The following is a 12,127-nucleotide window of genomic DNA, read 5'->3' as shown; positions in this document are numbered from 1 at the left end:
ACATGAATCGATCAACAGCCGAAATCATCAGTGAATACGGACCCTTTCCGGGTGCAGACAGCGTGCATGGCGTCACGTATGACGGACAGCGAGTCTGGTTTGCTGCCGGAAACAAGTTGCATGCCTTCGATCCGGCAAGCGGGGAGATACTGCGCTCGATTGACGTGGCGGCATATGCAGGCACGGCCTTCGACGGTCAGCACCTGTTTCAGATCGCCGAGGGCCGCATTCAGAGGATCGATCCCAACACCGGCTACGTGCTCGCAACGATTCCGGCGCCTGGCGGCGGCGGTGACTCGGGGCTCGCGTGGGCCGAGGGGACGCTCTGGGTCGGACAATATCGGGAACGGAAGATCCATCAAGTCGATCCCCTGACGGGGGCGATTCTTCGCACCATCGAGTCCAACCGCTTCGTCACCGGGGTCACCTGGGTCGAGGGAGAACTCTGGCACGGCACCTGGGAAGGTGATGAGAGCGACTTGAGGCGTATCGATCCCCGCACAGGAGAGATCCTGGAAAAGATTGTCATGCCGCCGGGAGTCAGCGTGTCGGGGCTCGAGTCCGATGGCGGCGACCGGTTTTTCTGCGGCGGCGGAAACAGCGGGAAGGTGAGAGCCGTGCTCCGACCCAAGCGAGGTCGCGAGGCCGACAGCGACGCCGAAGTCCCCGTCGACTCCGCGAGCAAGTGATCGACCTAAATAGGCTACCTAAATAAGCGACCCAAGTAAGCACCACAGGTGGTTTCGCCAGTATGTGACGCAACAGTTCCAAGGCGTGGCGCGCGGCGGTGCGCCCCACCGTTAGTTACCTACTTTATAAAAGAAATTACCGATTCTCTCCCACGCCCCTGCTCAGGCGTCGTGCGCAGGTCGTGTTTATGTAGAACACAGTACCGGGCACGGTTCTCGCCTGTACCCTAAATGGGGATGTGCCAAGCCGCACTCCCTATCTGTCCAATCTGTTCCCCCGGCAAACCCATGATCGCGTAGCCCTCAGCCGCTACAGCCGATCACCTCCGTTCACCAGCACATCAAATTTGCAAATTGCTCACGATACCGTGAGTGATTCACGTAGGTCGAATCAAGGAATCACATGAAATACTCAACATTGGTTGTCGCCGCACTGACAGTAATCGTGCTCGGCGCATGCACCGGCCCCGCCGGCCCTCCGGGCCTGACGGGTAATCAGGGACCTCAAGGTGATATGGGGTACTCCGGCGTAAACGGTAGCAAGGGTGCAACGGGTGCGACCGGCTACACGGGCGCGACTGGCGCCACTGGGTACACAGGCGATACGGGTGCCACCGGCGCGCAGGGCAATACGGGTAACACCGGCAATACAGGTAATGCTGGCGCGCGAGGCACCAATGGTGCCAATGGTGCACGTGGCGTTTCGACGAACGGTAGTACTGTCGTTGTCGTTCCGCCGTCCAACTAAGGACGATGCGTGTCGCCCTGGCGACACGCTGTGGGGTGTGGCCTAAGTGCGGCGCAACAGCCTGATCAACACACCGACATCTTCCAACCCCTCAAGATCCCGCACGACCGCCACAACCTGCGCAGCCGTCTTGCTCGGAAAACGCGCATATTCGGCGCATCCCTGGAATTTCTCCACGACGTCATCGAAGGTAACGGGGTCCTGTGGACTACCCTTGCCGTAATCGGCCTGTCCGGAAATGGTTCGCCCATCCTTGAGGCGAATGTCGATGATAGTGCGCATCTTGTCGAGGCCGGCCGCGTCCGCCGCCGGGTTATCGTAGAAGTCCACGCGGCTTATCATGGCCTGGACATCGGAGCGCCGCACGACGTCATCCTGGAAGTCATTTAGGGAAGCCTTGCCATCGGTGATCAGCAGGATGGCGACGCAGAACTCCATACTGAACTTCGCCTCGAGCCCGGTTTTCGGCTGGTGATGGATCAGCGTATTGAGCATTTGTCGGCTTGCACCCACACGCACTTGCACAACATCCTCGGCTCGCACATGCTGAGTTCGGATAAGTTGCTGCAGCAACGTCATGCCGGGGTGGGTCAGGGAGCCCGAGGGAAATGGCTTGATCGAGACGCCCGGCGTGACCATCGTCCAGGGCTGGCCCAGGCGCTCCATGACGGCAGGGTCGAACCCGCCGCCCTCTGCCTCGAAGAAGCCACGCTTCGCTTCCAGGATGTTTTCGGCCGCGGTCCAGCCCAGTGCCACCAGGTCGCTGGCGATCACGCCGCCCTCAGCCGCATGCCCCGCCTGAAATGGCTTGGTCATCGTGCCAAAGTTCTCGCGCAGGCCGCTGGATTGTGCGGCGGCCACTCCCAGTGTTCGGCAAATCTGACGGCTGTCGAAGCCGCGCAGCTTTGCGCAGGCGATCGCGGATCCGAACACGCCGCAGGTTCCGGTCGTGTGAAAACCATCCTCGTAATGACGCGGCGCTATCGCTTCGGCAATCTTGGTTTCGATTTCGACGCCGAGATGGTATGCAAGCATGAAATCGCGACCCGACCGATGCCCCACCTCCGCGGACGCGAGCGCTGCGGGTAGCGCCGTGACGCTCGGGTGAGTCAACAGTCCATAGACCCTCGTCGGGTTCATCGCGAGCTGAGTATCGTCGAAGTCGTCGGCATGGATTGCAACACCGTTGGCAAACGCTGCAAAGCGTGGCGGCACGCGCACGCTGGTGCCCAGTACGCTGGCCGCCTTTACATCCGGCGTATTGTGTCCAAGGCCCAGCTCCTTCAAGTAGCGCAGGACTATCGAGCCGGTATCCGCCCGCCTTCCCGCGAGCGCGAGGCCCAGGCTGTCGAGGATCGATTTCTTGCCGATTTCGATCAGATCGGGAGGCAAGCCATCCCACGTGGTGCGCACGACGAAATCGGCAACGTCCGCGGTTACGTGGGTCGATGCGCTGGAGGTGGATGATGTGCCTACGGTTGCTGACGCCGACGTGGTGCTAGCTGCTGGAGTGTCCGTTTTGTCCGTGGTGACCGCCCACACAGGCATGCCGATTCCTACAGATGACAAACCGACTACGAATTTCCTTCGATCCATGACGTCTCCATTTGTTTTTATAGATGATTTTTGTGGACGTACTTTACCTAGTTTTTTTGGCCTGGATCGGTGCTGAACTTAAAGCATTGTTAAGTTCTATTCATAAATGAAATGAGACCGCATCGCCCACTGCGAAGGTCCGCTATCAATCAAGTCATCAGGCAGCAGTCGACCCCAAACAGACCTTCGCTCATCCATAACGAACGTCCGTTGCTGGATTGTCGTTTTCGTGGGCCCACGGGCGGCCCAATAGAACCGCCGTATCGCGTCCGCTATACCGATATAGCGAGGAATCAGCATTTTCAGTCTATCGTCGATCCCACCCATACACTCGGTTTCCGCGTCGCCCACGGCAAATTTTGTTCAAGTTGGCCCGCGACACGAAAGAGTAGATCCTCCCGACCCGCCGATGCGACGAACTGCATGCCGATCGGCAAACCGCTTGCCTCGTCGTTGAAGAGCGGTACCGACATTGCAGGCAATCCTGCTGCGTTAAAGACCGGCGTGAACGGTGAATTGCCAAACACACGACTAGTCCATTCGTGCCCGTTCATGGTCTCGGCACCCAGCGCGTACGTGCCGATGTCCGGCCCGACATCGGGCAAGGTCGGTGTCAGCAACAGATCGTAGCGGGAGAAGAACGACGACACGCAGCGGGTTACTGCGTTTCGTAAATCAAGCGCACGGATGACTTCGGTGCCGCTGATTCCAAGCCCCGTTCGATACACTGCGAGCGTTTGCGGTTCAAGCGTCGTCGCGTCGATCTTGCGCCCCATCGCCGCAGCCATGTCTTCTATCCATGCAGCGATGTTGACAGCCCACAGGACCGAGCTTGCGTGAACAAACGCATCCCAACTGACGCCCAAAGGCATCCCTCCTTCTTCGACTTCGTGATCGAGCGATGCGCAGAGCCGAGATGTTGCCGCTAGGCAGTCAAGGATCGCAGGGATCGTACGCTTTCCACCCCATGCCTGTGGCATCATGCCGATCCTCAAATTCCCCGGCGCCATATTGACCTGCGCAAGATAGCTCGCTGACGGTGGCGCGATCACGAACGCTTCTCCGCCGGTCGCTCCATGCACTGCGTCGAGCAATGCCGCACTGTCACGTACCGAGCGACTGACGCCGAGCTGTGCTGCAAGCCCGTTGATTGCCTCGTCGAGCGAAGGCCCGTTCGAGACGCGGCCACGGGTGGGCTTCAGGCCGAATAAGCCAGACGTTGCCGATGGAATGCGAATCGAGCCGGCCGCGTCCGTTGCGTGAGCAAGCGGCACGATGCCGGCGGCGACCGCCGCCGCAGCTCCGCCGCTGGAGCCACCCGCGCCACGCGCCGTATCCCATGGGTTGCGCGTCGGGCCGCACAGGGCGGATTCCGTCGTGCCGCTCCACGCGAACTCTGGCGTAGTCGTTCGTCCCAACGTAACGAGTCCGGCGCTGCGAAAGCGCTGCATCAGGATCGAATCAGCGGCCGCCGTGAACCCTTCAGCCAGACGGCTGCCGAATTCGAGCTTCCTGCCTGCCATCGTCACGCCGACATCCTTGATCAGGAACGGCACGCCTGCGAGTGGCGATCTACCGCCCAATTCGCGCGCAATGTCCGCCGGCTCGGGCTGCCAGGTTTCGATCACTGCGTTGATGTGTGGATTGACCGCTTCACATGCACGAAGGGCAGTTTGCGAAAGCTCTTGCGAACTTACTTCGCCGCGGGAGACGAGGTCGCCAAGGCCTACGGCGTCGTAGCTTACATACTCGGACAGCTTCATCATGATTTTCTCCAATGACTGACGATGGCGACACGACCCGGCACGACTGCGGAGCCATCATGGTACGATACCGATCGGTATCTATGAGGGCCGTATACTGATACCGACCGGTATCATTGTCAATGTGATATGAAAAATTTCCAGATTGTCGAAAAGGGCGCAGAGCGCTCGTTGCCACCGCGCGAGCGGGTGCTGGCCGCTGCGGCCGAGCTGTTTTATGCCGAAGGGATTCATGCAACCGGTGTCGAAGCAATTGCTGCGCGTGCCAACACCACGAAAATGGCGCTGTATCGCCATTTCCAGTCCAAGGATGCGTTAGTGGTTGAATGGTTGCGAAAAGTAACGGGGCATTATTGGGCTGCATTTGACGCTATTGAGTCGGCTCTCGTTGGCGATCCTCAAGCACAGATTCGTGGCTGGGCGACCTTCATAGCCGACGAAGTCGCCGCCTGGTCGCAACGTGGTTGTCCATTTATCAACTCGATCGCGGAACTGCCGGACCGCAATCATCCGGCTCGCCAATTGATCGAGGAACACAAGGCGCGTCAGTTGAAACGTCTTGGAGGGCTGTGTAAATCAGCGGGTCTCGCGTCGCCCGACGACACCGCGAGCGAAATCATGTTCGTGCTGGAAGGGGCACAGGTCGCTGCCCAAAACATGTCGGTTCGCAATATCGGCGTACGCCTGCCACGCATCGTAAATGCGATCGTCGCACGGCAGTCGGCATTGCCAGGCGGTGCGGGGCGAAGGACGCCAAAAAAGAAGTAAAAGGCGAGATTTGTCGAGCACCAGAATCCGCCGGCATAGGTGATCGCATTTACGGGTTTGTTCGTCGTGGCGTGCTTGCTCGCTGCCTGCTCCAATATCTATCGAACCAGATGCCGAGATGCTTTGCCGACATAGCCGAGCACTCAATATGCCAACCTGGAAATCCGCGCCCCCATGGGCTATCCCATTCCATCTGCCGCGTGATGCCAGCCGGACTGAACTTCCATAGCGCAAAATCCGTGATGTTCTTCTTGTCGCCGACTGCGACGCGCTTGCCCGCCTGCAGGCCGGCGCGGTCGAGCCGGGCCAGAAAGCCGTAGTTATCCTGCTTGCTTGTGTCGAAATAGAGACCGTCATTGGTCCGATACACGTAGCCGAATCGTTCCAACTCGCTGATGAACGCTATTTGTTCGGCGATGTGATCGGTCGCACGGCACCATACCGTCGGTTCCAGCAAGTTGAGGGCATGCCAATCCGCGACAAAGGCCTCGGTGTAGCGCTGAGCGATAGCCCATGCCGACTCTCCGGTCCGTCTGCTACCTTTTTCCATCTTGTCTTCGCCTTCATCGGCATCCGAGGTCAGATGGCCGACGTCGGTGATATTGACGATGTGGCGGACCTCATAGTCGTTGCGCATCAGCACCCGGCGCAGGATGTCTTCGAACACATACGTTCTCAGATTACCGATATGCGCATGGTCATAGACGGTGGGTCCGCAGCAATAGATGCCAACGTGGCCAGCATGGATTGGCGTGAACGGGCGCACGGTACGCGACCAGGTGTCATACAGCGCAAGCGGCATCAACTCTCTCCGTCTCGAAGGGGGCAGGCAAAAACAAAAAGGCCGCCGGTTTTACAACGGGCGGCCAGAGGCGATTGATTCAACGTGTAGCTAGATTGCTAGACGCAACTTCCCCTCGGCACGTTTTGACAACATGCACGGACCAGCGAAAAGAGGAGTTTGGTGCGACTGGGCATGCTCACAATCCTAGCGTTTATTGGCTGCGCAGGTCAATACCGGCGAATGGCCGCTTTCAGCGAGTTCTTCCGGACGACCGCTCCTGGCCGAACCCGGAATTGGCGGTCAACCGAGTCGCGAGGCTCCGTTACCCGCCGGCCGCGCCGCTGCCTGCCAGCGCGCCGCAAACCGCCAGCCTGTTCCAGGGCGGGCGTTACTCATCCCCACGGATCAGGATTGGCGTTTGCCACGGCCACCAGCGGGTTTGCCAACCGGCTTACGTGAACCCGCAACTGGCTTGCTGGCGGCTTTGCTGCGTGGCTTTTGAAGACTGAATGGGTTACCGCTGGACAAGCTTGTGCCTTTACCCGCGGCCACAGCGCGCTGCGCCTCAGGCTTGAGTTTGTTTTCGCCAGCTTGCAGCACGTTCGACTTCTTAGGCTTTTTGGGTTTCTTGATGATCTGGCCCGTCGCGCTAGTTTGCGGCACGCGGTGGTCGGCTTCAAAACCCGGCTCTTCTTCACGGGGCAGCGTTTGCCGGATCAGCGCTTCAATCGCGGCCAGTTGCGGCGCTTCATCGGCACACACAAGGGACACCGCCACGCCGCTGGCGCCCGCGCGGCCGGTACGGCCGATACGGTGCACATAGTCTTGCGCCACGATTGGCAGATCAACGTTGATCACCAGCGGCAGATCGTCGATATCCAGCCCGCGCGCAGCCACATCGGTGGCTACCAGCATACGTACTTCGCCCGTCTTGAAGCGCTCCAGCGCACGCATGCGGGCGGGTTGCGGTTTGTCGCCATGGATAGTGTCGACCGCATAGCCCGCTTCATCCAGCATGGCCGCCAGGTAATCCACGCCATTGCGGGTTTTGACGAACACCAGCGCGTGCTCCCAGTTGTTCTTAGCCACAAGGTGCATGAAGAGGTCAGGCTTGTTCTTTTTATCCACCGGCACCACCCACTGCTCGATATTGCTGGCCGTGGCATTGGGTGGGCTGACGCTGATATTGACCGGGCCGCGCAGAATGCCCGCCGCCATGGCACAGATATCATCGGTAAACGTGGCAGAGAACAGCAGGGTCTGGCGCTGAGCGGGCAAGGCAGCAAAGACGGCGTTGAGTTCGCGCGCAAAGCCCAGATCCAGCATGCGGTCGGCTTCATCCAGCACCAGTGTTTGTACTTGATCAAAATGCACTGCGTTCTGGCGATTGAGATCTAGCAAACGGCCCGGCGTGGCAACGAGCACATCCACCCCTTTGCGCAACTTCATCATCTGCGGGTTGATACTCACACCGCCGTAGGCGGCCAGAAATCGTAAGTCGAGGCCTTTGCCGTAATCGATAAAGCTTTGCAGCACTTGTTCGGCCAGTTCACGCGTGGGCACCAGCACCAGAACACGCACGCGGTTGCTGGACACCGTCGGGCCGTGTTGCACCAGCCGTTGCAACAGCGGCAGCGCAAAACCCGCCGTTTTGCCGGTGCCGGTCTGTGCCGCAGCCATGACGTCGCGGCCACTGAGCACGGCAGGAATCGCCTTGGCCTGCACCGGCGTAGGTATCTGGTAATTGAGGTCCTGCAGATTACGCAGCAAGGGATCGATCAGGCCAAGCGACGCAAAAGACATTGAGGTATTCCATGCTAAAGCCGCAATTCTAGCTGTTACCGCCTCATTGCGCCGCGCAGATCAATGGTCAAAAAGATCGAGGTTGATCGATACTGAAAAACGTAGCGGTGCCGGGCGCCGCGCCGGCAAGCTGTTCTACGAGACACCGATGAGCAGAACTGCCGCCAGCGCCAGCCCCAACGTAGTTGGCTCGAACATGGAGCTGTTTGTATCCACCGCTTTTCCTCTTTGTTGTATTGAATATCGGCAACGAAACGCATAACCTGAGACACCACACTCGATGACCGCTCCTGGCGCCAACCGTGCTTGCCGCGACTGCCCATATGTATCAAGATCAAGTCGACTCATCAAGAATAGGCCATTGCTATGATAGACAAGCCAGATCCCGACAACCTAAAAGGACCCGGCGGCTTGACGTTGCGCCAGATCCACGAACAGGTTCAGAAGAGCGTCGAGCGTGACCGCGGCGCGCAGGCAACCCGCGACCATCTCGCTCCGCCGCAGAGCCGTTGGCAACGTTGGGTGCGCTACGTGTGGGGCCGTAGCGGACGTCGCTAGCGTCGCCCACACACCTATCGCTGCACGCCTGCGTAGTATGCAATCACCTTCGCCGCCTGACCGGCATCATTCATGGTGACGCAGTCCATCACACGATTCCCGCTTTCCCTTCTGTACAGAATTGCGTAGCCTGAGGGTGCGAGGAGCACCTGTTCAAGCTGAAATTTCAGCTGCGGTGCCAGTTTCAGACCTAAGGCGAAGTGTTTCCTCAGTTCCGCGATTCCGAAGAGTTTGCCGTCCGGTTTCTCCCAACGCGCCCTAACTGTTTCGGCCTCGAACACCACATCTTGTGAGTAGTGCGACATGATCCGCTCCAGGTCGTGAGAGTTCCAGGCTTCGATCCAGTCGTTCGCATGAGCTTCGGCATCTTCGTATGTCATCGTCGTTTCCGTCAACAAGGTTTTCCTGCAGATTTCACCGTGATTGCATGCCGATTGTCGGCGATCTGAGCGATGCTGTCGAATGGCCGTTCCTGGCCGCACTGAGTCAGATGATGAACGGCTCAGGATGAGTCAGTGCGATTTTCGGAACGGCGTGTGCTGCCTCCTACGCAGATGACAAGACGCCAATCTCAGTTCGGACTCGGCTGGGGGATGTTTGACTCCCGACGGCAGCGCGACCAGTTGCAAGTGGTCGCGGCGAAATCGCGGCTGTCCGGATAAGCAATTAGGCGCGCCGTGACATATCTCGCTTCCTTCGTCAAAGTTGAAGGCGAATGTCCTCGCGCCCCTTCTCGCTGTCGCTCAGGCTCTTTTCAAAGGCCGATGAAGTACGTCTGCACGTCCATTTCCTCGGCCCAGATCTGGACATCGAGCATTTCCCTTAACTCCACCGGGGCGTCGTGGTACATACAGCAGAACCCCCGTGCGGTCCGGTAAACAATCACCCACTCGGGCGTCGTCTCTGTCGACGTCATTCCGAAACTGGATAAACCTTTCAATGCATCTAGGTGAAGAGCCCTGCTGATACGTCTTCGGGCGGCCCACAGGCTATGTTTATGGCTCACTTGACCCTCCTTGACCGAGGTCTGCGCCGGCTACTTTTCACGGGCTTCCACGCAGTGCCTCGCATGCTATCCGGGACACGGAGGTTGCCCTCCTAGTCTACCCCGGAAAGATCCTGATACTGCTTGCAACCGAGTCCGCAATGTGTTCTTTTGCAATCACGCCGAGCACTCTGGTGGGATCGTGCCCTTCCTGTCCTCCGACGACGACCGCCATGACCGCATGCTGTTTCCAGAGCCGGGTAATGACGCTGAAAGCGACTTCGTTCTCGCGCACGACAATGAAGTTACGCTGCGCCAAAACGCCGAGCGTGATATCAGCCTCACCCTGGCTCACTGCGCGGCGCAGTCCCGTATTGATGCGTAGTACGCCATAGATCTCCTGCTCCTTCGTCACTACGACGTGCCGAAATGGAACCCCTTCCGAGCGTGCAAGCATGTCGCGAAAGGGCGTGTCCGCATCGAGCACAAAGACGTCAGTCTCCATCACCTGGGCTGCGTTCTGTACCAGGAACATGTTGGCGTGTAACGCAGTGGGAATGGGATGTCCACGCCTTACGAGCTTGAGCGTATAGATGCTTTCCCGTGACAGCATGCGGCGAACGCCAAGACTAAAGGCTACGGCAATGATCATGGGCAGCACAATGTCGTAGTCGCGAGTCATCTCGAAGATCATCGCGACGGCCGTCATTGCAGCGCCCGTGCCGCCGCCAACCATTGCACCCATTCCAACCATCGCAAATGCGGGTGCGCTGACCGGTGCTCCCGGCCACACCATCGAGATCAGCGAAGCAAACGATGCGCCGAGCGTCGCGCCGATGAAGAGCGACGGGGAGAACACACCGCCCGACGAACCGGAGCCGAGGCTGATTGATGTCGCGAGCATCTTGAACACCGCCAGCATCAGCAGGAACGCACCGCCTTGCAATTGGCCGTAGAGCGTTGCCTGGATCGTCGCATAGCCGACCCCTTCGATGTAATAATGGCCCGCATTGCGCCATAGCAAGTACATCGTCACGCCAACCATCAACATGCCGAGTGCATGACGAAAGTAACGCCCTGGCACCCGGTCGAATGCATCTTCGGCCCAGTGAAGCGTACGAACCAGCAGCGTAGCAGCAACGCCGGCCACCACGCCGAGCAACGCATAGAGAATCAGCGTGACCGCGCTACCGAGTTGGTTGGGCATCGCGCCGAGCTGTTGCGGCACGAAGAAAGCCGGCATCGCGCCGAAAAAGAGTCGTCCGACGAACGTCGCGGTACCCGTCGCAATCGCAACGGGCAGGAAGGTGTTGACGCTGATTTCGGGCATCATCAGTTCGGTGGCGAAAAGCACACCACCAATCGGCGTGTTGAACGTCGCCGCGATGCCGGCCCCGGCTCCAGCGGCCACGAGAGTGATGCGCTGACCGGGCGTCATTCGCATGATCTGCCCGAGCGTCGAGCCCAGCGCCGAGCCAATCTGGATGATGGGCCCTTCTCGTCCCACAGCAGCACCGGAGCCGATCGCGAGTGCCGAAGCAATCGACTTCACCACGGCGACCACGGGACGGATCACACCACGTTTGTAATAAATGGCGTCCATGACTTCCGGCACACCGTGCCCTTTTGCTTCCGGCGCAAAGTTACTCACGATCCAGGTGACAGCGAGCCCACCCACGACCGGCACGAGAATCACAAACGCCCCCCAGGGTGCCGCGGGCGTGAAAATGCTGGCATCGTACGCGAACGAAAATTGACCGAGAAAGAGCACGTTGTGTACGAACCCGATCAGTCCGCGAAAGATGACGGCGCCCAACCCCGTTACGATGCCTACAACGAACGCGAGACAACATAGCCAGGGCAAAGCCATCGGCGCCGGGGAGTCTTCGTCCGCTTGAGGAGCGGGGTCGGGCTGGGTCGAGGCGACCCGGACGTGCCGCGTATCGCCCAGTACTGCTTCGTCAGATTGATCTAGGTCGTCAGCCATCTTGCTACCCTCAGGTGCGTGGCACGGATGCGTCTTGGCTTGGACAGTCCTTGGGCCGGGACGTTCGAGCGGCCCATCTCGGCGGCGGTGCAAGCCCGCGCGCCATGCTGGACGGGCGTATTCTTCTATCTGCTCTGACCTTTCCACGCTTGGCACCATCATTTCCACGTTTGTCATAGGCGCCTTGTTCTGGTGCGCAGCTTATCTGCTGGGATATGAGCTGCGCTTCATCTTTGCATTGCTGTTTGGCGCACTGATCTCGCCGACCGACCCCATTGCGGTGTTGGGCATTCTCAAGAAGGCGGGAGCGCCGAAGGACCAGGAAACCCGGATCACTGGCTAGAGCCTATTCAACGACGGTGTCGGCGCTGTAATCTTTCTGACGATCCTTGATATTGCTACCGGTCGGAGTGAGCCCAGCATTGCCAGCGTGTCGTGGTTTTTTG

Annotated in this window: 10 protein-coding genes and 1 pseudogene; 5 read left to right on the top strand and 6 right to left on the bottom strand. The window is 59.2% G+C overall.

Annotated elements, in window-relative coordinates:
• The first annotated feature begins 2 nt into the window (after window positions 1–2).
• Both GSQ77_RS26010 and GSQ77_RS26005 read left to right on the top strand, forming a co-directional pair.
• Window positions 3–689 carry a PQQ-binding-like beta-propeller repeat protein gene (locus tag GSQ77_RS26010; protein WP_158906205.1) on the top strand — a complete coding sequence of 229 codons (687 nt, stop codon included), beginning with the start codon at window positions 3–5 and terminating at the stop codon, window positions 687–689.
• Between the two features lie 403 nt (window positions 690–1,092).
• Window positions 1,093–1,437 carry a collagen-like protein gene (locus GSQ77_RS26005; RefSeq protein WP_158906203.1) on the top strand — a complete coding sequence of 115 codons (345 nt, stop codon included), beginning with the start codon at window positions 1,093–1,095 and terminating at the stop codon, window positions 1,435–1,437.
• A 42-nt stretch (window positions 1,438–1,479) separates the two neighbouring features.
• On the opposite strand, the gene GSQ77_RS26000 is transcribed toward GSQ77_RS26005, so the two are convergent.
• Window positions 1,480–3,033, bottom strand: a complete 1,554-nt coding sequence (locus GSQ77_RS26000; protein WP_254067794.1) for an MmgE/PrpD family protein — start codon at window positions 3,031–3,033, stop codon at window positions 1,480–1,482.
• A 302-nt stretch (window positions 3,034–3,335) separates the two neighbouring features.
• A complete protein-coding gene (locus GSQ77_RS25995; protein WP_158906608.1) occupies window positions 3,336–4,796 on the bottom strand; it encodes an amidase in 1,461 nt (486 codons plus the stop codon).
• Between the two features lie 189 nt (window positions 4,797–4,985).
• On the opposite strand from GSQ77_RS25995, the gene GSQ77_RS25990 reads away from it, so the two are divergent.
• Complete coding sequence (locus GSQ77_RS25990) at window positions 4,986–5,564, top strand: TetR/AcrR family transcriptional regulator (RefSeq protein ID WP_254067793.1); 579 nt, start codon at window positions 4,986–4,988, stop codon at window positions 5,562–5,564.
• Between the two features lie 100 nt (window positions 5,565–5,664).
• Here GSQ77_RS25990 and GSQ77_RS25985 read toward each other — a convergent pair.
• Both GSQ77_RS25985 and GSQ77_RS25980 read right to left on the bottom strand, forming a co-directional pair.
• Window positions 5,665–6,366: pseudogene (locus tag GSQ77_RS25985) on the bottom strand (cysteine--tRNA ligase); the annotation flags it as partial.
• Window positions 6,367–6,753: 387 nt separating this feature from the next.
• Complete coding sequence (locus GSQ77_RS25980; RefSeq protein WP_158906199.1) at window positions 6,754–8,151, bottom strand: DEAD/DEAH box helicase; 1,398 nt, start codon at window positions 8,149–8,151, stop codon at window positions 6,754–6,756.
• Between the two features lie 366 nt (window positions 8,152–8,517).
• Between GSQ77_RS25980 and GSQ77_RS25975 the strand changes: the two genes are divergently transcribed.
• Window positions 8,518–8,709, top strand: a complete 192-nt coding sequence (locus tag GSQ77_RS25975) for a hypothetical protein (protein ID WP_158906197.1) — start codon at window positions 8,518–8,520, stop codon at window positions 8,707–8,709.
• Between the two features lie 14 nt (window positions 8,710–8,723).
• Here GSQ77_RS25975 and GSQ77_RS25970 read toward each other — a convergent pair whose 3' ends face one another.
• Window positions 8,724–9,089 (bottom strand): nuclear transport factor 2 family protein, encoded by a 366-nt coding sequence (locus tag GSQ77_RS25970; RefSeq protein WP_158906195.1) that lies wholly within the window; start codon window positions 9,087–9,089, stop codon window positions 8,724–8,726.
• 723 nt (window positions 9,090–9,812) lie between these two features.
• Entirely contained in the window at window positions 9,813–11,681 is a 1,869-nt protein-coding gene (locus GSQ77_RS25960) for a chloride channel protein (RefSeq protein ID WP_158906191.1), read from the bottom strand.
• Between the two features lie 34 nt (window positions 11,682–11,715).
• Here GSQ77_RS25960 and GSQ77_RS25955 point away from each other — a divergent pair, with 34 nt between their 5' ends.
• On the top strand, window positions 11,716–12,024 hold the full coding sequence (locus tag GSQ77_RS25955) for a cation:proton antiporter (RefSeq protein ID WP_216854943.1): 309 nt from the start codon (window positions 11,716–11,718) through the stop codon (window positions 12,022–12,024).
• The last annotated feature ends 103 nt before the right edge of the window (window positions 12,025–12,127 follow it).

Source organism: Burkholderia sp. L27(2015) (assembly GCF_009765705.1).
In the GTDB taxonomy this organism is placed as follows: Bacteria; Pseudomonadota; Gammaproteobacteria; order Burkholderiales; family Burkholderiaceae; genus LMUX01.
Note: the sequence above shows the minus strand (reverse complement) of the source record. Positions and strands in the feature narration are given on the sequence as shown.